The organism is Escherichia sp. E4736, from assembly GCF_005781225.1.
GTDB lineage: Bacteria > Pseudomonadota > Gammaproteobacteria > Enterobacterales > Enterobacteriaceae > Escherichia.
On record NZ_VATT01000010.1, the window covers coordinates 202,194 to 227,234 of the forward strand.

At 50.0% G+C, this 25,041-nt stretch carries 19 protein-coding genes; 7 read left to right on the forward strand and 12 right to left on the reverse strand.

Going from position 1 to position 25,041, the window contains the following annotated elements:
- Positions 1–187 precede the first annotated feature (187 nt).
- Positions 188–400, forward strand: a complete 213-nt coding sequence (gene rpmE, locus FEK46_RS07730) for a 50S ribosomal protein L31 (RefSeq protein ID WP_000710769.1) — start codon at positions 188–190, stop codon at positions 398–400.
- A gap of 81 nt (positions 401–481) precedes the next feature.
- On the opposite strand, the gene FEK46_RS07735 is transcribed toward rpmE, so the two are convergent.
- The 4 genes from FEK46_RS07735 to FEK46_RS07750 form a co-directional block, all read right to left on the reverse strand.
- The gene (locus tag FEK46_RS07735) at positions 482–1,744 is read right to left on the reverse strand and encodes a sigma-54 dependent transcriptional regulator (protein ID WP_130215272.1); all 1,263 of its coding nucleotides are present in this window, start codon (positions 1,742–1,744) and stop codon (positions 482–484) included.
- Between the two features lie 2 nt (positions 1,745–1,746).
- The gene (locus tag FEK46_RS07740) at positions 1,747–3,714 is read right to left on the reverse strand and encodes an ATP-binding protein (protein ID WP_135560292.1); all 1,968 of its coding nucleotides are present in this window, start codon (positions 3,712–3,714) and stop codon (positions 1,747–1,749) included.
- On the reverse strand, positions 3,711–4,943 hold the full coding sequence (locus FEK46_RS07745) for an ABC transporter substrate-binding protein (protein WP_135408545.1): 1,233 nt from the start codon (positions 4,941–4,943) through the stop codon (positions 3,711–3,713). The genes FEK46_RS07740 and FEK46_RS07745 overlap by 4 nt, the downstream gene beginning before the upstream one ends.
- Positions 4,944–5,083: 140 nt before the next feature.
- Complete coding sequence (locus tag FEK46_RS07750; protein WP_135490497.1) at positions 5,084–5,425, reverse strand: hypothetical protein; 342 nt, start codon at positions 5,423–5,425, stop codon at positions 5,084–5,086.
- Between the two features lie 389 nt (positions 5,426–5,814).
- Between FEK46_RS07750 and FEK46_RS07755 the strand changes: the two genes are divergently transcribed.
- Entirely contained in the window at positions 5,815–7,200 is a 1,386-nt protein-coding gene (locus FEK46_RS07755; RefSeq protein ID WP_130206592.1) for an MFS transporter, read from the forward strand.
- 163 nt (positions 7,201–7,363) lie between these two features.
- On the opposite strand, the gene FEK46_RS07760 is transcribed toward FEK46_RS07755, so the two are convergent.
- Both FEK46_RS07760 and metJ read right to left on the reverse strand, forming a co-directional pair.
- Positions 7,364–7,972, reverse strand: coding sequence for a YiiX family permuted papain-like enzyme (locus FEK46_RS07760; protein ID WP_135408547.1), 609 nt, complete (start codon positions 7,970–7,972; stop codon positions 7,364–7,366).
- A 59-nt stretch (positions 7,973–8,031) separates the two neighbouring features.
- On the reverse strand, positions 8,032–8,349 hold the full coding sequence (gene metJ, locus FEK46_RS07765; protein WP_000852812.1) for a met regulon transcriptional regulator MetJ: 318 nt from the start codon (positions 8,347–8,349) through the stop codon (positions 8,032–8,034).
- A 276-nt stretch (positions 8,350–8,625) separates the two neighbouring features.
- On the opposite strand from metJ, the gene metB reads away from it, so the two are divergent.
- Entirely contained in the window at positions 8,626–9,786 is a 1,161-nt protein-coding gene (gene metB / locus FEK46_RS07770; RefSeq protein WP_131161573.1) for a cystathionine gamma-synthase, read from the forward strand.
- A gap of 2 nt (positions 9,787–9,788) precedes the next feature.
- Positions 9,789–12,221: a bifunctional aspartate kinase/homoserine dehydrogenase II gene (gene metL, locus FEK46_RS07775; RefSeq protein WP_135493215.1), complete on the forward strand. Its 2,433-nt coding sequence runs from the start codon at positions 9,789–9,791 to the stop codon at positions 12,219–12,221.
- 65 nt (positions 12,222–12,286) lie between these two features.
- Here the strand turns inward: metL and malI are convergent, their stop codons facing one another.
- Together malI and FEK46_RS07785 are read right to left on the reverse strand one after the other, a co-directional pair.
- Positions 12,287–13,303 (reverse strand): Mal regulon transcriptional regulator MalI, encoded by a 1,017-nt coding sequence (malI, locus tag FEK46_RS07780; protein ID WP_135560291.1) that lies wholly within the window; start codon positions 13,301–13,303, stop codon positions 12,287–12,289.
- Between the two features lie 87 nt (positions 13,304–13,390).
- Entirely contained in the window at positions 13,391–14,890 is a 1,500-nt protein-coding gene (locus FEK46_RS07785; protein ID WP_131161576.1) for a PTS transporter subunit EIIC, read from the reverse strand.
- 498 nt (positions 14,891–15,388) lie between these two features.
- On the opposite strand from FEK46_RS07785, the gene metF reads away from it, so the two are divergent.
- The 3 genes from metF to yijE all read left to right on the forward strand — a co-directional run bounded on the left by metF (position 15,389) and on the right by yijE (position 19,799).
- A complete protein-coding gene (metF, locus tag FEK46_RS07790) occupies positions 15,389–16,279 on the forward strand; it encodes a methylenetetrahydrofolate reductase (protein WP_135560289.1) in 891 nt (296 codons plus the stop codon).
- Positions 16,280–16,619: 340 nt separating this feature from the next.
- Positions 16,620–18,800, forward strand: coding sequence for a catalase/peroxidase HPI (katG, locus tag FEK46_RS07795; RefSeq protein ID WP_130222342.1), 2,181 nt, complete (start codon positions 16,620–16,622; stop codon positions 18,798–18,800).
- A 93-nt stretch (positions 18,801–18,893) separates the two neighbouring features.
- Entirely contained in the window at positions 18,894–19,799 is a 906-nt protein-coding gene (yijE, locus tag FEK46_RS07800) for a cystine transporter YijE (protein ID WP_130206576.1), read from the forward strand.
- 26 nt (positions 19,800–19,825) lie between these two features.
- Here yijE and FEK46_RS07805 read toward each other — a convergent pair whose 3' ends face one another.
- The 4 genes from FEK46_RS07805 to ptsP form a co-directional block, all read right to left on the reverse strand.
- Positions 19,826–20,443: a DUF1287 domain-containing protein gene (locus FEK46_RS07805; protein WP_135560288.1), complete on the reverse strand. Its 618-nt coding sequence runs from the start codon at positions 20,441–20,443 to the stop codon at positions 19,826–19,828.
- 275 nt (positions 20,444–20,718) lie between these two features.
- Positions 20,719–21,822, reverse strand: coding sequence for a bifunctional L-1,2-propanediol dehydrogenase/glycerol dehydrogenase (gene gldA, locus FEK46_RS07810; RefSeq protein ID WP_130206574.1), 1,104 nt, complete (start codon positions 21,820–21,822; stop codon positions 20,719–20,721).
- A 10-nt stretch (positions 21,823–21,832) separates the two neighbouring features.
- The gene (gene fsa, locus FEK46_RS07815) at positions 21,833–22,495 is read right to left on the reverse strand and encodes a fructose-6-phosphate aldolase (RefSeq protein WP_135560287.1); all 663 of its coding nucleotides are present in this window, start codon (positions 22,493–22,495) and stop codon (positions 21,833–21,835) included.
- A gap of 11 nt (positions 22,496–22,506) precedes the next feature.
- The gene (gene ptsP / locus FEK46_RS07820; RefSeq protein ID WP_135560286.1) at positions 22,507–25,008 is read right to left on the reverse strand and encodes a phosphoenolpyruvate--protein phosphotransferase; all 2,502 of its coding nucleotides are present in this window, start codon (positions 25,006–25,008) and stop codon (positions 22,507–22,509) included.
- Between the last annotated feature and the right edge of the window lie 33 nt (positions 25,009–25,041).

Sequence of the window (25,041 nt, forward strand, 5' to 3'; positions counted from 1 at the left end):
GAAATTCGGTGGAACAGTATACACATTGCGGTAGAGGAGTGCGGATCAGTTTGCATACGCTGGTTAATTTCTGTATGATTCGGCGCCTTTGATACGAAATGATCGTATTGAAACTATACTTTAAACATCGCGTGGTGTCTGGCGTTAGGGCTGGAAGAGCGACGCGGCCTTAAACCGAGGTTTTCCCATGAAAAAAGATATTCACCCGAAATACGAAGAAATTACTGCTAGCTGCTCTTGCGGTAACGTAATGAAAATCCGCTCCACCGTTGGTCATGATCTGAACCTCGACGTGTGCAGCAAGTGCCACCCGTTCTTCACTGGCAAACAGCGTGATGTTGCTACCGGTGGCCGTGTTGACCGCTTCAACAAGCGTTTCAACATCCCGGGCAGCAAATAAGACCGGATTTCCGAAAAAAGCGCCGAACGGCGCTTTTTTTGTGCCTGAAAACTTTCATTAGCAGGATAACGTATTGGATTGTTATCTTTCCTTTACATCGCGAAAATCCATTTTATCAATACCGTATTTTTTCATGCGCAAATACAGCTTTTTTCTGGGGATCTGAAAGTAATCGGCAACGTCGTTGATACGTCCCTGGAAGAAGTTGAGTGCATCAATAATTATTTGTCTTTCATAGCTTTCTACACGTTCATCAAGTGGTGTTGGATCAGCATCCATCATCTGCAAACTGACTGAATCGTCCAGCATTAAAACACCCACAGCCACCAATTCTGCTGCATTTATTAATTCAATGATATTACCGGGCCAGGTTCGCGCCATCAGTCGCTTATAAAACGTTTTCCCCAGCAGCGGTTGTTGGCGATTTAATCGTTTACAGGTGAGAGTCAGATAATGGTGAAAAATAGGCTCAATATCCCCCGGGCGTTGACTTAGCGGTGGGCATTCGATGTGGGTAAGTGAAAAAAGAAAATACAATGCGGGAATAATTTTTTGTGTGGCGGCAAGTGCAGCCAGAGGGCTTTGATTAACAACAATCAGACGAAACGATCGATCCTGTGGGCGTTCCTGGAGTTGAATCAAGAGACGCTGATTTTCTTGCGTTAAATATTCAAGTTCTTTTAATAACAGCGTGCCACCTTTTGCTTCTTCCACCCATTCTTCCAGCGGTTGCTGACTATTAGCGCTGAGTGTGCGTTCAATTAAAGGCCTTTCCTTGCGAGAACTAAATTGGTGAAGATAATGGGCGGCTAATGTTCTGCCGGTTCCAGGTTCGCCGTAAAAACAGACGGGAAGATCGGTTTCTGCCAGAGTTTCAAGCTGCTGACGCGTCTGACGAACCCAGCCACTGTTACCAATTAAGTGCCGATTAAATTGCGCTCGTCGCCATTTTTTTTGTTCCAGATAATCTTCACGCTCTGCCAGCGCTTTTTCGATAAGCGATAAAAATTGTTCCGGATTGATCGGTTTTTGCAGGAAATCCCACGCTCCTTTTTTTACCGCTTCAACGGCCATTGGGACATCGCCGTGGCCGGTGATCATCAGAATGGGAAGATTAGGATCAATCAGCATTATTTTTTCCAGCAGCATAATGCCTGAAATATCCGGCATGCAAACGTCGCATACCACGATTCCTTCCCAGGTATCTTGCAGCAATTGCAGCGCTTCTGAAGGATTGCTACAGGTACATACGGCATAACCCTCTTGCTGTAAGAGAGAACTGTAGGCTTGCAGAACATCATTGTCGTCATCAATGAGCAGTATTGTTGGAGTTGTATCTGTCATGCTTAAAGTTTCCTGAAACATAGAATAACCAACGCATGGCGGTCGAGGGTAGACGCGATATATAGCTCTCCTTGGCACTGACGCATAATAGAATGACTAATCGAAAGACCAATACCTAAACCTACAGCTTTGTCAGTCGTAAACGGTGTTAATAGTCGATCAGCCAGAAGCACTGGCCAGCCTTTTCCATTATCAGCAATATAGAGCGTTAACGTGGTGTCTTCTTCTTCAAAGTTAATGGTTATTGTGGGCGGTTTTTCCTGACTGGCTTCCAGGGCATTCGTAAATAAATTAACTAAAACTTGTTGAATCAAAACATCGTCGCCATAAACGGCAGGAAAATTATCCGGGTAGTGAAGAGATGCTTTCAGTGGCCGATGTTTCAATGCCAGAAGCTCCCAGGATGAATAAATTACCTGCTGTAAATTAATTGCTCCACCTACGAGTTCACCATCGCGGCGGCGGGCGAAGTTTCGCAGTCGTTTAACGATATTATCCATGCGCTCAACCAGCAATCGCATCGTAACGATATAGTTTTTCGCCAAACCAGCGTCTTGTTGCTCTATAGCGCGATTGGCGCTGAACAGGTACATAGATAATGCATTAAGCGGTTGATTGATTTCATGTGCCAGTGTTGTCATTGTCTGCCCGACTACGGCCAGTTTGGCGGTTTGGATCAATTCACTTTGTGCTGTTCGCAGATTTTTTTCTGTCGCGATTCGATCACAGATTTCCTGCCCCAGTTGACGTTGCTGCTGATTAATTTGCGCTATCGTCTGGCGGAGCAGGTTGGCAATTCTACCAAGCTCATCATTGCCGGAGACTGGAATATCTGCATCGAGTTCACCGTTACTTAATTTGACGACGGCATCATTCAGTAAGCGAAAACGGCGGATCATTCTTGGCCGAATGTAGAAGTAATTCACCAGAATAACGAACAGTAAGGCCGTCACCATAGCGGCAAAAATCAGTAGTCCACTAATTTGCATTATTTTTTCTAATCGCAGATTGAAAGTTTGTAGCTGTTGATGGCTATTACCCAGTTGCGTTTCTAATTGGCCGCGTATTTGCGTAAATACACGCTCTTTATCCCTGATGGTATTCATAAGGGTCTGTTGAGCCTGCCGCCAGGCGGCCAGAGTTCCGGGTAGATAATTTTGCTGTGTACCCAGTTCCCACAGGGAATAAACTGTCTGGTGTAATGTAATAGTGCTGGAATAAGAAGCTAACGACCGCACATTTTCGTCAATGCTATGCTTCAAAAAATCCAGGTATTGAATATGTTGTCTTAACGACTCGGTATCATTGTTATGCGTGTTAAGCATCTCCTTTAAGGTACTGACGATTTCAGTTTCTATATGTGAGAGTTCGAAAACGAGCTGCAACTCGTTTTGAATAGATTGCAGTGCATTTTGCAACCCCTGGTTTTCGTGAAGATCTTTCCGTTGGCTGAGTTGATTGAGCAATGATGATTGTTGCCAACTTAAATCCTGAGTCAGGGAGTTGAGTTCATTATTGAAATCGTCATGCAACCAGTTAACTCTTGAAGAGATAACGTCGAGTTTTCCGTTTTCCTTATTATGTTCATTCAATGCCTTATCGAGATTGCCAAGCAATTTGCGACTACTGGCGACCTGTTGGTTAAGCGCACTTTGATGTACTGAATCAAGATGGGGATTAATTGACTGAATTTTTTGTAGCCGTTGTTCAATTTGCTCTCTTACCTGAAGGCGGCTATCGGTGTTGGTTGTCTGTTGTAGCTCATTGAATTCATTTACCAATGCCGTGAGATTTTCTTCAAAAAGAAATGAAGCCTGAATTCGTGGGAAATAATCGTCAAGTGCGTAGCGAACCTGGGAATTTTGTTCATGCCAGGAATAAAGGCTAACTACACTAACGAATAGCGTAAGAACGGCACTAAAAACAAAGGCGAGACGCAAGCTCGTCCCGATAGTATGTAGTTGTTTCACTTTAATGACTCAAGTTGCGTATTCACTAATTGCTGCTGCTGCAGGAAAAACTGCTGCCATGCCATAATCTGGGCTTCACGAAAACCTGATTGCAGTTCGAATTGCTGTAGATATGTAGGATTAACAGACTGTTGCGGAGTAACGGGAACCGCGGTTAATAGTGCGCGCATCTCTGGCAATGTCCGCTTAAGCCGATGTTCTGCGGCATATAATGCTTTCCAGCTTTTCTGAAGCTCGGTAAGGCGAAAAGTAATCGCATAATCAAATAACAATTGCACGAGCTTTTGGCGTTGCATGATCAACGGGTAATCAAGCGAAGGAGATGCAAATAACCGCATTTGTTGGTCAGCGAGTGGAGTGCCGGAGGGCAGAGGATATACCGGATACTTCCCTGAATCAGAATCGCTCAGTGCTTGCTGACCTTCCGGACTCAACAAGAAATCAATAAAACGTCCCGCCTCTTGTGGATGATTACTGCCTTCTGTAATGGCAATAAACATAGGCGCTGCGCGCGAGTTGGGGAAATAGCTGAAACGTAAAGTTGAATTATTAAGCAGTACGTTAGCGTAATTGTCGATTACCGGACCAGCGTCCCCCAGTCCTGTACTGATCTTATTTGCTACGCCGAAGCTACGTGATGAAATGGTGGCGAGATTACCGCCTATTTTCAGTAGCGTACTCCAACCGCTACTCCATCCTTGTTGTTGCAGAAGATCTTCAATCATCAGATGAGTAGTATCTGAACGAGAAGGACTGCTCATTAATAGCGTTCCTTGATAACGCGACTTACTTAATTCCTGCCATGACGTTGGCACAGGCTCTTTTTTGTCTTCCAGATGCGCCACATTGATAAGAATGCCGTAGCCCGATATGGCAACAGCAACGGTGGTTGAACGAATGGATTCCGGTACTAACTTTCTACTTGTTTCTATTTGATTATTAAATGGCTGGAGCAGATTTTTACTTTGTAACCGCTGTAGCAACATCGGGGATGAACTCAGTACTAGATCAATATTTTCACCCAATGGATTTTCCAGCAGGCGCTCAATAGATGCACTGGTTCGGTTGAGCGTACGGATTTTGGTTGCCTGTGGTTGCTTTTGCCATTGACTGATAATGTGCTCTGTCGCTTCCGAAGAAAGCGTTGTAGCAATCACTAATTCATGCGCTGAGGCAACGCTGATATATAAAATCCAATAGATTAGTGCTCTTTGTATAATGCGAATCATGTCAAAAATCCCATTAATAAGAGATAAATTCCTGGGCTGTAATCCATGTTGTTATCCATTAGTTAACATAAGCAACGAACTTCAAGCCATGTGTTTTTGTATTTGTAAATTATCATTAATTCGGCAAGCAACCAGCATTACTATATCCGCAAGTGACTGTTACGGAAATGCGCATTAATTAATTTCCACATTTTCGCTCTCAGATTCAGGTTCTGACTGTATAGCAGTAAAAAATGAAATTTGTTATTGGCGGCTTCATCCCATTTTTTTACTCGTTGAGGATGGTAATAACAAGCACTATCGTAAATAGGGTCATCTGCGGTGGCCTGATGCAGACTTAGCGTCTCAGTAATCATGACGGAGTTCCAGTCTTCAGAAACCATAAAAAAGGCCTTAATTTGAGCGCAAATCAGCGTGTTACGACGGATATCCTGAAGGTGTTCAGACTCTGCTTTTTGTTGTGCGGTGATGAAGGTTTTCATGTTGTGCAGCATGGTTCTCAGGCATAACAAGAACAAGTATCTTCAATGATCCCGATTATCGAAGCAAAATATGTGATTGAACTCAAAAAATGAAAATTTTAATAAAACTAATTTTTTTTAAATTGGGCCTGTTGTAACACGTTAAGGTTTAAATAATAACCATGTTGCATTTTCCAAAATCAAATATGGGAAAGAAATGGGACATTTAATTTGTTTTTTTGAGTCAGTTTTGACTCATTTGCCCTGTATTGTAACTTAAACTCTCTTGCTTCACTATCTTCAAAACTCACTAAGCAAAGGCTTTTTAAATACTCTTCAGAGAGTAGTAATGAGCATTGCTATGAATATTATTATTTGATTAAACAACACTATGAACTGGAAGGTGATATATGCTTTCTTTATTGAAACCTAAAGTGGCAACACATAAGGTTCCTGAAAGTGAAGTGAAAAGTACCTATAATCGTTACCGTATGCAGGCGTTATTCAGCGTATTTATCGGTTATCTTTCGTATTACATTGTCAGGAATAACTTTGTTCTCTCTACTCCGTATTTAAAACAAGAGCTTAATCTTTCTGCGACGCAAATAGGGCTGTTAAGCAGTTGTATGCTGATAGCCTACGGTATTAGTAAAGGGATAATGAGCAGTCTGGCGGATAAAGCTAATCCTAAAGTATATATGGCAGTGGGTTTAATACTTTGTGCTCTCGTTAACGTGGCACTTGGTTTTAGTTTCGCATTCTGGATGTTTGCAGGACTTGTCATTCTGAATGGTTTCTTTCAGGGAATGGGTGTTGGCCCGTCGTTTATTACGATCGCCAACTGGTTTCCTCGTAAAGAACGGGGCATTGTCGGCGCGGTCTGGAATATTTCGCACAACGTGGGTGGTGGTATTGTTGCTCCGATTGTCGGCGGCGCATTTGCCGTACTGGGCACTGAACACTGGAAAATAGCAACATATGTTATTCCAGCGATTGTCTCTGTTGTCATTGCTATCGTGGTACTGATGTCAGGTAAAGGTTCACCGGTAAGTGAAGGTTTGCCGCCATTAAACGAAATCGTTCCGGACGACGTCAGCATTAAAGCAAAAGATGATCGTGCGCCGGAAGATATGACGGCCTGGCAAATTTTTTGTACCTATGTGCTTAAAAATAAGAATGCCTGGTTTGTCTCTTTCGTTGATGTTTTTGTCTATATGGTGCGTTTCGGAATTATCAGCTGGTTACCTATTTATCTGTTAAGCGTGAAGCATTTTACAAAGACCGAAATGAGTACGGCATTTTTAATCTTCGAATGGGCGGCTATTCCAACGACATTATTTGCTGGCTGGTTGAGTGATAAATTATTTCATGGTCGCCGTATGCCGCCAGCGATTATCAGTATGGTATTGATTTTCTTCTGCCTGTTGGGCTACTGGAAAAGCGATTCTCTACTCTCTATTACTATTTTCGCTGCTTGCGTGGGCTGCCTTATCTATGTTCCGCAGTTCCTGGCCTCTGTTCAGACAATGGAAATTGTACCCAGTTTTGCCGTGGGCTCTGCTGTCGGTTTGCGTGGTTTCATGAGCTATATTCTTGGAGCGACGCTTGGTACAAGCCTGTTTGGTATTATGGTCGATGAGGTTGGTTGGGATGGTGGTTTTTATCTTCTGCTTGCTGGTGTTATCTGTTGCATCATTTTCTGTACGTTAACGCACTTTGGTGCGATCGCTATGGAAAAACAACGTCAAAATGATGCTGAGACGTATCAACCAGAGCTTCAGACCCAAAAAAGCTAAGTTTTAGGGCCAGTCACGATGTGATTGGCCCACTTGCTTCTCCGCACAATTGCCTTTCATCATCGATTTCGTACCCGTTTGGTTGCGTAAAGCGCATTTCGAGTTATGGCAAAACGCGATTAACGTTTGCGGCGGGAACGCCAGCCGTGTTCACAGTAATCCATTACCAGGAAAACAGCGGCCATTCTTTGGCAACCGTGGTGAGTTGTGGCGCATCGAAAACGGCTTGTGGCGAAACCACCGTTTCCTCAAGCGGGATATTTTTACCGTATCGTTCTTTAAGCTTTCCCTGGACCAGCGGGTTGCTAAGATCGAATTCTTTCAGCTTTTGCTGTTCACCTATGCGCATTCCCAGCGCGTTCTGATAAACCTTCCAAACGACTTCCGAGCAGTACTGACGATCATCGCTCCACGAGAAGCTAAAGTCATACGGTTTGCCGAGATAACGTTTTGCCGTTTGCGCCAGTTTTTGCTGTTGTTCGGTATTCAGTCCGCCTTCAACGCGGCGAACAATGTATTTGCCATCTTCACCGTGGGCGATCCACTGCTTGAGGGGGGTGTATTTCACCGGGCCGACCGCTTCAAAAACGTAGGGCTTTTTGTTGCGTATCACCAGCATACCGGTGTGGCTGTAATCGGAATGAGTTGCCAGTTGGATCGCTTTACTTTGCGATGAGCGAGAGATCTGAAAGATGATGTCGCCGGTTTGTGGTTGCCAGGCAAAGGCAGGTACAGAAACCAGCAGGCTGAGGATCAGCAGCCTGTTTTTCATAGTTAAACGTCCATGTATAAAAAAAGCGGCTGGTTAACGCCAGACCGCTTTTTTCAGCATTAGTATTCCCACGTCTCCGGGTTAATCCCCATCTCACGCATGATCTCTTTTGCCGCTTCCGGAATTTCGTCGCTGCGCTCTTTACGCAGGTCGGCATCATCCGGCAGAGGTTGCCCGGTAAAGGCATGCAGAAACGCTTCGCACAGCAGTTCGCTGTTGGTAGCGTGACGCAGGTTGTTCACCTGACGACGCGTGCGTTCATCGGTGAGGATTTTTAACACCTTAAGAGGAATGGAAACCGTAATCTTTTTGACTTGCTCACTCTTCTTGCCGTGCTCAGCGTATGGGCTGATATATTCGCCGCTCCATTCAGCCATGAGATACTTAATCCTCTTCGTCAATAAATTGAAACCAGACCACACAATTAATGTGGGTAATGGCCATAAACCCGCATAGTTTACCGTACAGGCGCTACCGTGACATCGTGTAATGCACCTGTCGGCGTGATAATGCATGTAATTTTAACGGTTATTGGGGAATTGCTCAATCTATACGCAAAGAAGTTTAGATGTCCAGATGTATTGACGTCCATTAACACAATGTTTACTCTGGTGCCTGACATTTCACCGACAAAGCCCAGGGAACTTCATCACATGACGCGTAAACAGGCCACCATCGCAGTGCGTAGCGGGTTAAATGACGACGAACAGTATGGTTGCGTTGTCCCACCGATCCATCTTTCCAGCACCTATAACTTTACCGGATTTAACGAGCCGCGCGCGCATGATTACTCGCGTCGCGGCAACCCAACGCGCGATGTGGTTCAGCGGGCGCTGGCGGAACTGGAAGGCGGTGCTGGCGCGGTACTTACAAATACCGGGATGTCAGCGATCCACCTGGTCACTACCGTCTTTTTGAAACCTGGCGATTTGCTGGTTGCACCGCACGACTGCTACGGCGGCAGCTATCGCCTGTTTGACAGCCTGGCAAAACGCGGCTGTTATCGCGTGCTATTTGTTGATCAAGGTGATGAGCAGTCATTGCAGGCGGCACTGGCGGAAAAACCTAAACTGGTGCTGGTAGAAAGCCCAAGTAATCCATTGTTACGCGTCGTGGATATTGCGAAAATCTGCCATCTGGCAAGGGAAGTCGGGGCGGTGAGCGTGGTGGATAACACCTTCTTAAGCCCGGCATTGCAAAATCCGCTGGCATTGGGTGCCGATCTGGTGTTGCATTCATGTACGAAATATCTGAACGGCCACTCTGACGTGGTGGCCGGCGTGGTGATTGCTAAAGACCCGGACGTTGTCACCGAACTGGCCTGGTGGGCAAACAATATTGGCGTGACGGGCGGCGCGTTTGACAGCTATCTGCTACTGCGAGGGTTGCGAACGCTGGTGCCGCGTATGGAGCTGGCCCAGCGCAACGCGCAGGCGATTGTGAAATATCTGCAAACCCAGCCGTTGGTGAAAAAACTGTATCACCCGTCGCTGCCGGAAAATCAGGGGCATGAAATTGCCGCGCGCCAGCAAAAAGGCTTTGGCGCAATGTTGAGTTTTGAACTGGATGGCGATGAGCAGACGCTGCGTCGTTTCCTGGGCGGGCTGTCGTTGTTTACGCTGGCGGAATCGTTAGGGGGAGTGGAAAGTTTAATCTCTCACGCCGCAACCATGACACATGCAGGCATGGCGCCAGAAGCGCGTGCTGCCGCCGGGATCTCCGAGACGCTGCTGCGTATCTCCACCGGTATTGAAGATGGCGAAGATTTAATTGCCGACCTGGAAAATGGCTTCCGGGCTGCAAACAAGGGGTAAAAATGAGTGTGATTGCGCAGGCAGGGGCGAAAGGTCGTCAGCTGCATAAATTTGGTGGCAGTAGTCTGGCTGATGTGAAGTGTTATTTGCGTGTCGCGGGCATTATGGCGGAGTACTCTCAGCCTGACGATATGATGGTGGTTTCCGCCGCCGGTAGCACCACTAACCAGTTGATTAACTGGTTGAAACTAAGCCAGACCGATCGTCTCTCTGCGCATCAGGTTCAACAAACGCTGCGTCGCTATCAGTGCGATCTGATTAGCGGTCTGCTACCCGCTGAAGAAGCCGATAGCCTCATTAGCGCTTTTGTCAGCGATCTGGAACGCCTGGCGGCGTTGCTCGACAGTGGTATTAACGATGCGGTGTATGCGGAAGTGGTGGGCCACGGTGAAGTGTGGTCGGCGCGCCTGATGTCTGCGGTGCTTAATCAACAAGGGCTGCCTGCGGCCTGGCTTGATGCCCGCGAGTTTTTACGCGCTGAACGCGCCGCGCAGCCGCAGGTTGATGAAGGGCTTTCTTACCCGCTGCTGCAACAGCTACTGGTACAACATCCGGGCAAACGTCTGGTGGTGACCGGGTTTATCAGCCGTAACAACGCCGGTGAAACGGTGCTGCTGGGGCGTAACGGTTCCGACTATTCCGCGACACAAATCGGTGCGCTGGCGGGCGTTTCTCGCGTAACCATCTGGAGCGACGTCGCCGGGGTATACAGCGCCGACCCGCGTAAAGTGAAAGATGCCTGCCTGCTGCCGTTGCTGCGTCTGGATGAAGCCAGCGAACTGGCGCGTCTGGCGGCTCCCGTTCTTCACGCCCGTACTTTACAGCCGGTTTCTGGCAGCGAAATCGACCTGCAACTGCGCTGTAGCTACACGCCAGACCAAGGCTCCACGCGTATTGAACGTGTGCTGGCCTCCGGTACTGGCGCGCGTATTGTCACCAGCCATGATGATGTCTGCTTGATTGAGTTTCAGGTGCCCACCAGCCAGGATTTCAAACTGGCGCATAAAGAGATCGACCAAATCCTGAAACGTGCTCAGGTGCGTCCACTGGCAGTTGGCGTGCATAACGATCGCCAGTTGCTGCAATTTTGCTACACCGCAGAAGTCGCTGACAGTGCGCTGAAAATCCTCGACGAAGCGGGATTACCCGGCGAACTGCGCCTGCGTCAGGGGCTGGCGCTGGTGGCGATGGTTGGGGCGGGCGTCACCCGTAACCCGCTGCATTGCCACCGCTTTTGGCAGCAATTGAAAGGCCAGCCGGTCGAGTTTACCTGGCAGTCGGATGACGGCATCAGCCTGGTGGCAGTACTGCGCACCGGACCAACCGAAAGCCTGATTCAGGGGCTGCATCAGTCCGTCTTCCGTGCAGAAAAACGCATCGGCCTGGTGCTGTTCGGCAAGGGCAATATCGGCTCCCGCTGGCTGGAACTGTTCGCCCGCGAGCAGAGTACGCTCTCGGCACGCACCGGCTTTGAATTTGTGCTGGCAGGCGTGGTGGACAGCCGTCGCAGCCTGTTGAGCTACGACGGGCTGGACGCCAGCCGCGCGTTAGCCTTCTTCAACGATGAAGCAGTCGAGCAGGATGAAGAGTCGTTGTTCCTGTGGATGCGTGCCCATCCGTATGATGATTTAGTGGTGCTGGATGTTACTGCCAGCCAGCAGCTTGCTGATCAATATCTCGATTTCGCCAGCCACGGTTTCCACGTCATCAGTGCCAACAAACTGGCGGGAGCCAGCGACAGCAATAAATATCGCCAGATCCACGACGCCTTCGAAAAAACCGGGCGTCACTGGCTGTACAATGCCACCGTCGGTGCGGGCTTGCCGATCAACCATACCGTGCGCGATCTGATCGACAGCGGCGATACTATTTTGTCGATCAGTGGGATCTTCTCCGGCACGCTCTCCTGGCTGTTCCTGCAATTCGACGGTAGCGTGCCGTTTACCGAGCTGGTGGATCAGGCCTGGCAGCAGGGCTTAACCGAACCTGACCCGCGTGACGATCTCTCCGGCAAAGACGTGATGCGCAAGCTGGTGATTCTGGCGCGTGAAGCAGGTTACAACATCGAACCGGATCAGGTACGCGTGGAGTCGCTGGTGCCTGCCCATTGCGAAGGCGGCAGCATCGACCACTTCTTTGAAAATGGCGATGAACTTAACGAGCAGATGGTGCAACGGCTGGAAGCTGCCCGTGAAATGGGGCTGGTGCTGCGCTACGTAGCGCGTTTCGATGCCAACGGCAAAGCGCGTGTAGGCGTGGAAGCGGTACGTGAAGACCATCCGCTGGCATCATTGCTGCCGTGCGATAACGTCTTTGCCATCGAAAGCCGCTGGTATCGCGATAATCCGCTGGTGATCCGTGGGCCTGGCGCAGGGCGCGACGTCACCGCCGGGGCGATTCAGTCGGATATCAACCGACTGGCGCAGTTGTTGTAATTGCTTTTACCCTGGCTTGTAAAAGAAGGATGCTTTCGGCAAAGAATTATTTGAAAGCATCTCTTTTACGCCGATTCCCGCACCACCAGTTGCCCGGAAAGCGCAATTTTTTGGGTTTGCAAATCCGGGTCTTTTAATTTGCGAATCATCAGGGTCGCTGCCTGGCGTCCGGTTTCTTCACTGGCGGAAGATACATAGGTGAAAACAGGAGAGGTCAGGTTGATATGCAGCATATCTTCAAAACCAATTAGCGCTACCTGCTGGGTCAGAAAGACGTCTTTCCCGACGGTACGCCCCACCTGATGTATGCCGTTGATGCTGCCAATCATGGCCTCGGGCGAATGGCAGAGCAGGGCGGTAATGGCGTTGTTATTTTCCAGCAACTGGCGCGTTGCCATGCTGGCAGCCCAGGTGTCACCGTCACAGGCTGGCGTGAACTCGTCACGACAAGCAATGCCAAATTTTGCCAGGGTCTGGCGAAAACCAACCAGTCGCTGCTGACGGATAAGATCACTTTCTCTGCCACCGAGATAGGCAATGTAACGATGGCCGCGCTCAATTAAATAACGTGTGGCAAGACTTGCTGCCTGCTGGTTGTCACGCAACACCAGGTTGCACTCATCTTTGATAGGCGTTTGTGACGCGACAACAAGGGGAAGCGAACACTGGCGGATTAGCGTGGGGAGGGTTTCACGATGCGCATCGGAAGCCAGATAAATCACTCCGGCAACACCTTGTTGCTTGAAGGAAAGTAAACAACGTTCAAGATGTTCATGTTCGTTCTGTGGTTGCCCAAGGAATACCATATAGCCCCTGGCTTCCAGTTCCTGAACAATACTGGCCATCACTTTGATGGAAAAGCTATCGCTAAAATCACGTAAAATCAGTCCGATAATATTTGACGTGTGGGAACGTAAATTGGCGGCGGCAACATTATGCACGTAGCCCAGTTCGTCAATAGCAGCATGAACTTTCCCGATGGTCGCCTCTGAGATTTTCCCTTTCTGGCGCAGCACTAGCGACACGGTAGAGACGGAAACTCCGGCTCTTTTGGCAACATCAATTATGCTGACTTTCTTCAAACTCACTCCCTGAACAACGTTGATTCTTTAAATAGCAAGAAGGTTCTGGTCAGGGACCAGAACCTCTGACATCGAGTAATCTTAAGGCTATTTACCGATCATCGTCGACATGGTTTGCGCGATAAATTGCGCTCGCGCGCCAAAAATGACCTGAATGCCGTTATCGCCAACATAAACCACGCCACGGGCGCCAATATTATTTAGACCATCCTGATCCACCGCTTCTTTATCAGAGACTTCCAGACGTAAACGCGTGATGCAGGAGCCTACCGATTTAATGTTTTGCTGACCGCCAAGCAGCGTGATGATTTCTGTTGCCAGCTCGTCATCGGTTTTATCATTAGCGCTAACCGTAGTTTCAGTACGACCAGGCGTTTTCACATCAAAACGACGAATAACAAAGCGGAAGGTGAAGTAGTAGATCACCGCCATTGGCACGCCGACGATAATGGCGCTCAGGAAGTTGGTTTCATAGCCGTTAAAGGATGGCAGGATGCCAAACGAAATATAGTCAATAAGCCCTGCAGAGAAGGATTTGGCAATATGTGCATGTAGCAGATACATCGCCATATAGGAAAGGCCTGCCATGATGGCATTGAAGATATACAGCACAGGGGCGACAAAGATAAATGTAAATTCAACGGGTTCTGTAATACCGGTCAGAAAACAGGTTAATGCGGCTGAGAACAGAATACCGGCGGCAATTTTCTTATTCTTTGTGTGCGCTTCATGGTACATCGCCAGGCACGCCGCAGGCAGGGCAAACAGCATCAAGGGGAATTCGCCTTGCATAAATTTACCGGCGTCATGATAACTGTCGCTGCTAAATGATTTCACCCCTTCTTCCAACATCTTGAACCAAATCGTCTGATCGCCGTGAATCATTTGCCCGGCATGGGTAGTGTAATCCCCAAAAGAATACCAAAACGACGGATACCAGATGTGGTGCAAGCCAAGCGGAATGAGCGCTCGTTCAGTTACACCAAAAATAAAGGTCGATGCTGCTTGGTTGTTACCATTAACGATAACCGATAATGCATCGATTCCTGACTGAATGTGTTGCCAGACATAGGGTAGTAACAGGCCAAGAATGAAGGAGAGAAAAGCCGTCGCGATAGCGACAAAGCGTTTCCCGGAGAAAAAACCAAGGAATTCTGGCAATTGCATGGTATGAAAACGGTTGTAACACCACGCCGCCAGGATCCCACATATCAGGCCGCCAAAAACGCCCATTTGCAATGTGGGGATACCCACCACCATCGCGTATTTGCCGCCTTGCCCGGCCATTTCTGGCGTGATGCTAAGTACGGTGCTGATGGTGATATTGGTGACAAAAACGGAAACGGCTGCGGATAACGCCGCAATTCCCGATTCAGAAGCCAGCCCTACGGCGGAACCGATAGCAAAAAGCATCGGCAAGTTATCAAAAATAATGCCGCCTGCATTCATCATCAACGGCAAATGGAATTTATCTCCGAACGCCAGTAACAGCCCAGCGGCAGGCAGAAGCGAAATTGGCAGCATTAGGGCGCGACCAATCATCGACAATTTAGAAAGTGACTTCACGAAACTCGACATCAGATTCATGCTGATTTCCCCCGAATAGCGCATAAATCTGCGCGAATTAGTCTTTTTTTGTATAAGTAGAACGTTCTAGTAGAACGTTCTACTTATCGTGGGGGATGCATAATTGCTCTGCAACATAATTTTGGAGAAATTGTTAATAGTTTGAAGTAGTTCAAATAATAAACATGCAGTATTGAATGCAAATTATGGTATCTATTTGTTTTATTTAAATAAGTGTCCAGCTAACACAGACGAGCATATTAATTAACTCTTATTTAAATCAATTTGAAGCCGATGGTTTATCCGTTTATTCATTACTTCGCGCGCGATAATGTGAGAGAACCCATTTACTCCCACATTCAAATGAAGAAAATTCATCTTCCCTGATTTTTCCTCACCATCATGGGGCATTTTTCGGTTGACGCCCCTCGGCTTTTCCTTCATCTTTACATCTGGACGTCTAAATGGATAGATGTTCACAACACAACATATAACTACAAGCGATTGATGAGGTAAGGTATGAGCTTTTTTCACGCCAGCCAGCGGGATGCCCTGAATCAGAGCCTGGCCGAAGTCCAGGGGCAGATTAATGTTTCGTTCGAATTTTTCCCGCCGCGTACCAGTGAAATGGAGCAGACCCTGTGGAACTCCATCGATCGTCTTAGTAGCCTGAAACCGAAATTTGTTTCAGTGACCTATGGCGCAAACTCCGGCGAGCGCGACCGTACGCACAGCATCATTAAAGGCATTAAAGACCGTACTGGTCTGGAGGCTGCACCGCATCTCACCTGCATTGATGCGACGCCTGACGAGCTGCGGACCATCGCCCGCGACTATTGGAATAACGGTATTCGCCATATCGTGGCGCTGCGTGGCGACCTGCCGACGGGAAGCGGTAAGCCGGAAATGTATGCCTCTGACCTGGTGACGCTGTTAAAAGACGTCGCGGATTTCGATATCTCCGTGGCGGCGTATCCGGAAGTGCATCCGGAAGCGAAAAGCGCCCAGGCGGATTTGCTTAACCTGAAACGCAAAGTGGACGCCGGCGCCAATCGCGCGATTACCCAATTCTTCTTTGATGTCGAAAGCTACCTGCGTTTTCGTGATCGCTGCGTTTCGGCGGGTATCGATGTGGAAATTATTCCTGGCATTTTGCCCGTCTCTAACTTTAAACAGGCGAAGAAATTTGCTGACATGACCAACGTACGCATTCCGGCGTGGATGGCGCAAATGTTTGATGGTCTGGATGACGACGCCGAAACCCGCAAGCTGGTGGGCGCGAATATTGCGATGGATATGGTGAAGATTTTAAGCCGTGAAGGAGTGAAAGATTTCCACTTCTATACGCTTAACCGCGCTGAAATGAGTTACGCGATTTGCCACACATTGGGTGTCCGACCTGGTTTATAAGTGCTTTGGTTTCTGTAAAAATCACACGGTGATCACAAAATTAAAACAAAGCACAAAATGCCTCCTCGAAGCGAGGGGGCAGACAAGTAAAACTATTGACTCGCTTTTTCTCCTTCATTCCTTAAAAGAACAGAGAGAAAACAGGGATAAAACCCTTTTTTATAAGGTATTTGTCCGTAATCGGACATAATCAAAAAGGCTTATTTAAGATCAATTTGATCTACATCTCTTTAACTAATGATATGTAAGATCCCAACTATCGCATCCGTGGATTAATTCAATTATAACTTCTCTCTAACGCTGTGTATCGTAAGGGTAACACTGTAGAGGGAGTATATTGATGAGCACGTCAGACGATATCCATAACACAACAGCAGCCGGAAAATGCCCGTTCCATCATGGCGGTCATGACCAGAGCGCCGGTGCGGGAACAACCACTCATGACTGGTGGCCAAAACAACTCCGTGTTGACCTGTTAAACCAACATTCTAACCGTTCTAACCCACTGGGTGAGGACTTCGACTACCGCAAAGAATTTAGCAAGCTAGATTACTACGGCCTGAAAAAAGATCTGAAAGATCTGCTGACAGAGTCTCAACCGTGGTGGCCAGCAGACTGGGGCAGCTACGCTGGCCTGTTTATTCGTATGGCCTGGCACGGCGCGGGGACTTACCGTTCAATTGATGGTCGCGGCGGCGCGGGTCGTGGTCAGCAACGTTTTGCACCGCTCAACTCCTGGCCGGATAACGTCAGCCTGGATAAAGCGCGTCGTCTGTTGTGGCCAATCAAACAAAAATATGGTCAGAAAATCTCCTGGGCCGACCTGTTTATCCTCGCGGGTAACGTGGCGCTGGAAAACTCCGGTTTCCGTACCTTCGGTTTTGGTGCCGGTCGTGAAGACGTCTGGGAACCGGATCTGGATGTTAACTGGGGTGATGAAAAAACCTGGCTTGCCCACCGTAACCCGGAAGAACTGGCAAAACGCCCATTAGCAGCAACCGAAATGGGGCTGATTTACGTTAACCCGGAAGGACCAAATGCCAGTGGCGAACCGCTTTCTGCGGCTGCAGCTATTCGCGCGACATTTGGCAATATGGGGATGAACGACGAAGAAACCGTTGCGCTGATCGCGGGTGGTCATACGTTAGGTAAAACTCACGGCGCAGGCCCGGCAACGCACGTAGGTCCTGATCCAGAAGCGGCCCCGATCGAAAACCAGGGCTTAGGCTGGAAAAGTGATTTTGGTTCCGGTGTCGGTGCTGATGCCATTACGTCAGGTCTGGAAGTGGTCTGGACCCAGACGCCGACCCAGTGGAGCAACTATTTCTTCGAAAACCTGTTCAAGTATGAGTGGGTACAGACTCGTAGCCCGGCAGGCGCCATCCAGTTTGAAGCTGTAGATGCACCGGAAATTATCCCGGATCCGTTCGATCCGTCGAAGAAACGTAAGCCGACGATGCTGGTCACTGACCTGACGCTGCGTTTTGATCCAGAGTTTGAGAAGATTTCACGTCGCTTCCTTGACGATCCGCAAGCGTTCAACGAAGCCTTTGCCCGTGCGTGGTTCAAACTGACGCACAGGGATATGGGGCCGAAATCTCGTTACATCGGACCGGAAGTGCCGAAAGAAGATCTGATCTGGCAAGATCCGCTGCCACATGCGTTCTTCAACCCGAGCGAGGAAGATATCCTTAACCTGAAGACGGCGATTGCTGAGTCTGGTCTCTCTGTGAGCGAGCTGGTTTCTGTTGCCTGGGCTTCTGCCTCCACCTTCCGCGGTGGGGATAAACGTGGCGGTGCCAACGGTGCGCGTCTGGCATTAGCTCCGCAGCGCGACTGGGAGGTTAATGCCGCAGCAGCACGCGCATTGCCGGTGCTGGAGGGGATCTATAAATCCTCACACACGGCTTCACTCGCTGACATTATTGTTCTCGCCGGTGTTGTTGGTGTCGAAAAAGCGGCGAGTGCTGCGGGTATCAGCATCAGTGTTCCGTTCACACCAGGCCGCGTAGATGCACGTCAGGATCAGACGGATATCGAGATGTTCGAGCTGCTCAAACCTGTTGCTGATGGTTTCCGTAACTATCGCGCTGCGTCGGGCGAGGCTACCACTGAATCACTGCTGATCGATAAAGCGCAGCAACTGACGCTGACTGCACCAGAAATGACTGTGCTGGTGGGCGGGATGCGTGTGCTGGGCGCCAACTTCGATGGCAGCAAAAACGGTGTCTTCACTGACCGTGTGGGCGTATTGAGCAATGACTTCTTTGTGAACTTGCTGGATATGCGCTACGAGTGGAAAGCGACCGACGAATCGAAAGAGCTGTTCGAAGGCCGTGATCGTGAAACGGGTGAAGTGAAATACACCGCCAGCCGTGCGGACCTGGTATTTGGTTCTAACTCCGTTCTGCGTGCACTGGCAGAAGTTTACGCCAGCAGCGATGCCCACGAGAAATTTGTTAAAGACTTCGTGGCAGCATGGGTGAAAGTGATGAACCTCGACCGTTTCGACCTGCTGTAATCTGACCTTCTTCAGCGACTGCCTTTCAGGCAGTCGCTGAAGTTTCTTTACCGGCGTATAGTGTCCACAGGAAAACTACACACTGGATCTCTCATGTCTGCCGCAGGAAAGAGCAACCCACTGGCAATCAGTGGCCTGGTTGCGCTCACACTTATCTGGAGTTATAGCTGGATTTTCATGAAGCAAGTCACCAGCTACATCGGTGCCTTCGACTTCACCGCCTTACGCTGCATTTTCGGCGCTCTCGTTTTATTCATCGTTCTTTTGTTACGTGGTCGCGGAATGCGCCCGACGCCGTTTAAATACACCTTAGCCATTGCCCTGTTACAAACCTGCGGGATGGTTGGTCTGGCGCAGTGGGCGCTGGTCAGCGGCGGAGCGGGGAAAGTGGCGATCCTGAGCTATACCATGCCGTTCTGGGTGGTGATTTTCGCCGCGTTGTTTCTCGGTGAACGCCTGCGACGTGGGCAATATTTCGCGATTCTGATTGCCGCTTTCGGTTTATTTTTGGTGTTGCAGCCGTGGCAACTCGATTTCTCTTCGATGAAAAGCGCCATGCTGGCGATCCTCTCCGGCGTCAGTTGGGGGGCGAGTGCCATTGTCGCTAAACGCCTTTACGCCCGTCATCCGCGCGTGGATTTATTGTCGTTAACATCCTGGCAGATGCTGTATGCGGCGCTGGTGATGAGCGTAGTCGCCTGGCTGGTGCCGCAACGTGAAATTGACTGGCAGCCCACCGTGTTCTGGGCGCTGGCCTACAGTGCAATTCTGGCGACGGCGCTGGCGTGGAGCTTATGGTTGTTTGTATTGAAAAACTTGCCTGCCAGTATTGCCAGCTTAAGCACACTGGCCGTTCCCGTTTGCGGCGTACTCTTTTCCTGGTGGCTGCTCGGTGAGAATCCTGGTGCGGTTGAAGGTAGCGGTATTGTGCTGATTGTGCTGGCATTGGCGCTGGTGAGCCGTAAGAAAAAAGAAGCCGTCAGTGTAAAAAGGATCTGAATTTTTTCTTCATGTGGGGCGAGCTCTTATTTAACAAAATAGCGATAGTGCCCCACAATCCGCCAGCTAAACAGCACATCTTCTTCCTGCGCGCCCGCGCCAATGTTATGTATCACCAGCGGCGTACCGTCGCGGGCGAAGCCATCTGAAACCACCCCAATATGTGCCAGCCCGTTGTCCAGTCGCCAGGAGACAATATCGCCCGCTTGATAGTCACCAGCGTTTTTGCTGGTGGGGCGTGTTTTATCGTGGCGGGTAAACCAGGTTTCCAGATTAGGCACCCGACGGTGATCGATGTTGCTGTCCGGGCGCTTTAACTTCCACTTTTGCGGATAATCGGCAAAATTCTTCGCCATATCTTCGTGAACCAGTTTCTGCAAATCGACCTTCTGGCTGCGCAAGGCGCGGATCACCACATCGGAACATACGCCGCGTTCTTGCGGGACATCACCGCCAGGATAGGTAAGCTGCACATACGCCGGATCGTAAAATAGCGTGCTGCCAATTTGCTGTCTGGCACCGTCCGCGATGGCAAGATTGGTGTTGGCCTGGATTGGTACCACGGCTGGTGGAACGGCGGGAGATTTTAAGGGGGGGCTGGTAAATGCCGTTAGCAGGCTGACCAGCGCCAGTGAAGCTTTCATCTGTTTCATCCGTGAAAATAAGAGTCACAGATTCGACCTTCCGGGCTAACGATTGTTCTGTGGAGAAAATGTCCAGAAGCGGATAAAAAAACTCCCAATCAACGTGGGAGTTTCAGATTACTGGCACAGAGTGCCGGATGCGACGTGAACGCCTTATTTGGCCTACAAAAACACGCAAATTCAATATATTGCAGAGATTAGATAGGCCACATAAGCGTAGCGCATCAGGCTATTTTGCGTTCAAACTCCCGGACAAACCGGGAGTTTGACATAGGTTATTCCCACTCTTGCAGGAAACGCTGACCGTACTGGTCGGCTACCAGCAGTGCGGCGTAAACCTGATCTGGCGTCGCGCCGCCAGGCATGTTGTGAATGGTTTCACCTTCTGCACATGCTGCTTCTGCCACAATTCGCATTTTCGCCGGGACATCTTCTTTAATATCCAGTTGAGCGAGAGTTATTGGCAAACCTACCGCATGGCTAAGTGCGGCTACGGTTTCGATTTCCTCAACCGGCGCGTTTTCCAGAACCAGCTGCGTCAGCGTACCGAATGCCACTTTTTCACCGTGATAATAGTGATGCGCATCTGGGATAGCGGTCAGGCCGTTATGCACCGCGTGAGCCGCCGCCAAACCACCGCTTTCAAAACCAACGCCGCTCAAATAGGTGTTCGCTTCAATCACGCGCTCCAGCGCCGGAGTCACTACATGCTGTTCGGCGGCAAGCATCGCTTTTTCGCCTTCTTCCAGCAGGGTGTTGTAGCACAGTTCAGCCAGCGCCAGCGCCGCCTGAGTACACTTACCGCCCGCCATGGTGGTCGCGCCGCTACGAGAGCATGCACGCGCTTCAAACCAGGTTGCCAGCGCATCACCAATACCCGCTGCTAACAGACGCGCAGGTGCGCCCGCCACGATTTTAGTATCGACAATGACCATATTCGGGTTATTTGGCAGCAGCAGATAGCGGTCAAATTCACCATCATCGGTGTAAATAACAGACAACGCACTGCACGGCGCGTCGGTAGAAGCGATGGTCGGTGCGATTGCTACCGGAACACCCATGAAATGCGCCAGTGCTTTGGCGGTATCAAGGGTTTTACCGCCGCCAATACCGAGAATCGCGCCACACTGTGCCGTTTCGGCAATGCCGCGCAGACGATCGATCTCATTTTGCGAACATTCACCGCCAAAGGGGGCGATTTCAACAACCAGCCCGGCATCTTTAAAGCTTTGCTCGACGGTTGCCTGAGCAAAACCTAATACAAATTTATCGCCAACAACCAACCAACGTTCTGCCAGCGGCTTCAGGTATTCGCCCAAGCGATTAATGACATCAGCGCCCTGGATGTATTTACCCGGTGATTGAATAATGCGGTCCATAATTGCTCCTTTAGAGATGAGTAGTGCCAAATGCGGCATTCCAGTCGTGCTCGAACTTCTCTATAGCCGACTCTACCGCAGGGGTGTTGAGCATTTGTTGCGCTACATCTAAGGGCAGTGTGATGGATTCACATCCTGCCAACAAACAATCCAGCGCCTGACGTGGTGTTTTAAAGCTGGCAGCCAGCACCATGCTTTCTGGCGCGTGCATTTCCAGTAACGCTTGCAGCTCCTGGACGGTACGAATGCCGTCTCCGCCCTGAGCGTCCACGCGATTTACATAGGGAGCAACGTATTTTGCCCCTGCCAGCGCGGCCAGCAATCCTTGCGCGGCGCTGTACACTGCGGTGCCAAGTGTAGTAATACCCTCTTTTTTCAGTATTTTAATTGCTGCCAGACCTTCGGAAGTCACCGGGATTTTCACCACAATGCCCGGAATAACGTCGCGCAGGCGCTTCGCTTCCTCCACCATCCCCTGCGCGTCGCGGCTCATGGTCTGAGCAAACAGAATGCCTTCATCACCAATCGCTTTTTGCAGACGCGGCAGCACTTCCCAGATGGACTCCTTGCTGGCAGCGATAATGCTCGGGTTAGTTGTTACCCCGGCAATGGGGAATATGCGTGCCAGACGTTCGACTTCTGCGACGTTAGCGGTGTCCAGATACAGTTCCATGATGTTTCCTTTTACAGTTCCAGTTCATGTTGCAGCAGGCTGGCGATAGCGTCGGCAGAGGCGGCGTTAACCAGCGCGTTACGGAATTCTTCGTGCATGATGCGACGAGCGAGACGCGAGAAAATGCGCATATGCTGATCGCCCGCGGCGTGTTTGTTCAGCGTTAACATAATGATGAATTGCGCTTCATCATCGCCCCAGCGCACCGGCGCTTGCAGACGCGCTACGCTGATGGTGGATTGCTCAATGTGTTCTGATTTGCTGTGTGGAATGGCGAAACTAAAGCCCAGACCGGTAGAGAAAACGGCCTCGCGCGCCCACAAGTCGGCTTCCAGTTTACGCGGATAGCGGCAGCGGCCCGCCAGCAGCAGGTTATCGGTCATGCCTTTGAGCACTTCTTCTTTGCTGCGCCAGTCGCTTTCCAGCGTGATGCACTCGGCGGTGACCAGCGGTGCGTCCTGTTGCGTCATACGGAATTGCGCCAGCAGGTGTTCCACTTCCAGCGAAGTCCGGCAGGCCATTGCCTGGTTGAGCAACTGGCGGCATTCGCGGCTATCAAGCTGTGCCATTCGCGCTTTCGCTGCCGGAATCGACGGCGCGCTCATGCTGAGTTCATCCAGACCTAAACCAATCAGCAACGGCAGCACGGAACCTTTCGCCCCCAGTTCTCCGCACAGACCAATCCATTTCCCCTGGCGATGCACCGCCTGCACGGCGTAATCGAGCGCCCGCAAGAATGCCGGATTCAGGCTGTTATAGTGACGAGTAACCTTAGCGTTATCGCGATCCACCGCCAGCAGATACTGCGTCAGATCGTTACTGCCGATACTAAAGAAATCAATCTCTTCGCAGCATTGATCGATGATGAACATCACCGACGGCACTTCCAGCATAATGCCGAGCTGGATCTTCTCATCAAACGGAATGTGTTCGTTACGTAGCTGCTGTTTGGCTTCTGCCAGTTTTTCTTTCACCCATAAGATCTCTTCCATTGAAGAGATCATCGGGATCATGATTTTCAGGCTGCCGTGAGCAGAGGCGCGCAGGATCGAGCGTAGTTGTGTGGTGAACAGCGAGGCGTATTCTTCATAAATACGCACCGCGCGATAACCGAGGAACGGGTTAGCTTCTGCCGGAATGTTCAGATAATCAACGGGTTTGTCACCGCCAATATCCATAGTGCGCACAATAATGCTGCGCCCGTTGGCGGACTCCAGCGCCTGACAAAAAATGTTGTACAGCTCGCTTTCGCCCGGTGCACTGGTGCGATCCATATAGAGCATTTCAGTGCGGAACAAACCAACGCCTTCCGCGCCATTGCCAAATGCGGCCTGCGCTTCCACGGAGTGGGCGATGTTCGCCGCGACTTCGATACGGATACCGTCAGCGGTACGCGCTTGCTGGGTCAGCCAGACACGCTGTTGCTCACGCAGAGCGTCCTGTACGCGGGCTTCTTGCTGATAATAACGGGCTACGGCTTCCCCTGGCTCAACCACAATTGCCCCGGCGTTGCCGTCGATATAAATCGTTTGTTGCTGCCACGGGGTAAGGGCATCGATATCCACACCAACCAGCGTCGGAATGTTGAACGAACGAGCAAGAATTACCGTGTGTGAGGTGGTGCCGCCGCTTTTGAGCAACAATCCTTTGAGGTGATTTTTATCCAGTTCGAGGAACTGGCTGGGGGTCAGTTCATCCGCCATACAAATAGCGGGATGTGTCAGTTTACCTGGCGCCGGAAAGCGTTGTTCACCGTAGATTTGCTGGAGTAACTGGAAGCACACGTCGCGCACATCCAGCGCACGCTCTTGCAGGTAGCTACTGCTGGAACGGGCGAACTCTTCGCAAAAGTGATTCGCGCTGGCAACAATCGCTTCGGCGCAACTTAATCCGGCGCTAACGCCTGCCAGTAAATGTTCGCGCAGGGACGTGTCGCCAGCCAGCGAGCGGTGCGCTTCCAGAATCGCGCTGGTAGCACCGTCGCTATCCAGCAGACGAAACTCAATGTTTTTCATTACCAGTGTCAGGCCGTTTTCCAGCGCGGATTGCTCAGCGTCCACACCTTTGGCGGCGGGAAGATTACCCAGTGCGTTGAGATCTAACGATGAAATTGGCGTCAGCGTGCCGCCTGCGCTACCGCTACATACGGTGCGGGCGCGAATAATGCGCGGATTCAAATTAGTGAGTGAAACCGGCAGCGGCTCCAGCTCGTCAGATTTAACTTCTGCCAGCGGCGCATCGCAGTGGGGGAATTCATCACGTAACCACTGGCTCAAGCGCTGGTGTGCTGCTTGTTCGTCAGCCCCGGAAATCAGTAACTGGCAGTTATCGCCCACCAGTGTATCGGTGCCAATCAGCGCCAGGGCGCTTTTGGCGTTGCCTTTACGGTCAGTACGCAGGTTATGCCACTCAATTTGAGATGAAAAAGTATTACACAGCGTTTCAACGTGGCTTGCCGGACGCGCATGTACGCCGTTAGGCAGCTCACAAATAAATTCCACAATCAGGGCCATTGCCTCTCTCCCGGTACGGTTTTCTGTTTACAG

Coding starts and splice junctions, on each gene's coding strand:
- rpmE (WP_000710769.1), top strand. CDS start 188: ATGAAAAAAGATATTCACCCGAAATACGAAGAAATTACTGCTAGCTGC.
- FEK46_RS07735 (WP_130215272.1), bottom strand. CDS start 1,744: ATGACAGATACAACTCCAACAATACTGCTCATTGATGACGACAATGAT.
- FEK46_RS07745 (WP_135408545.1), bottom strand. CDS start 4,943: ATGATTCGCATTATACAAAGAGCACTAATCTATTGGATTTTATATATC.
- FEK46_RS07750 (WP_135490497.1), bottom strand. CDS start 5,425: ATGAAAACCTTCATCACCGCACAACAAAAAGCAGAGTCTGAACACCTT.
- FEK46_RS07755 (WP_130206592.1), top strand. CDS start 5,815: ATGCTTTCTTTATTGAAACCTAAAGTGGCAACACATAAGGTTCCTGAA.
- FEK46_RS07760 (WP_135408547.1), bottom strand. CDS start 7,972: ATGAAAAACAGGCTGCTGATCCTCAGCCTGCTGGTTTCTGTACCTGCC.
- metJ (WP_000852812.1), bottom strand. CDS start 8,349: ATGGCTGAATGGAGCGGCGAATATATCAGCCCATACGCTGAGCACGGC.
- metB (WP_131161573.1), top strand. CDS start 8,626: ATGACGCGTAAACAGGCCACCATCGCAGTGCGTAGCGGGTTAAATGAC.
- metL (WP_135493215.1), top strand. CDS start 9,789: ATGAGTGTGATTGCGCAGGCAGGGGCGAAAGGTCGTCAGCTGCATAAA.
- FEK46_RS07785 (WP_131161576.1), bottom strand. CDS start 14,890: ATGAATCTGATGTCGAGTTTCGTGAAGTCACTTTCTAAATTGTCGATG.
- metF (WP_135560289.1), top strand. CDS start 15,389: ATGAGCTTTTTTCACGCCAGCCAGCGGGATGCCCTGAATCAGAGCCTG.
- katG (WP_130222342.1), top strand. CDS start 16,620: ATGAGCACGTCAGACGATATCCATAACACAACAGCAGCCGGAAAATGC.
- yijE (WP_130206576.1), top strand. CDS start 18,894: ATGTCTGCCGCAGGAAAGAGCAACCCACTGGCAATCAGTGGCCTGGTT.
- FEK46_RS07805 (WP_135560288.1), bottom strand. CDS start 20,443: ATGAAAGCTTCACTGGCGCTGGTCAGCCTGCTAACGGCATTTACCAGC.
- gldA (WP_130206574.1), bottom strand. CDS start 21,822: ATGGACCGCATTATTCAATCACCGGGTAAATACATCCAGGGCGCTGAT.
- fsa (WP_135560287.1), bottom strand. CDS start 22,495: ATGGAACTGTATCTGGACACCGCTAACGTCGCAGAAGTCGAACGTCTG.
- ptsP (WP_135560286.1), bottom strand. CDS start 25,008: ATGGCCCTGATTGTGGAATTTATTTGTGAGCTGCCTAACGGCGTACAT.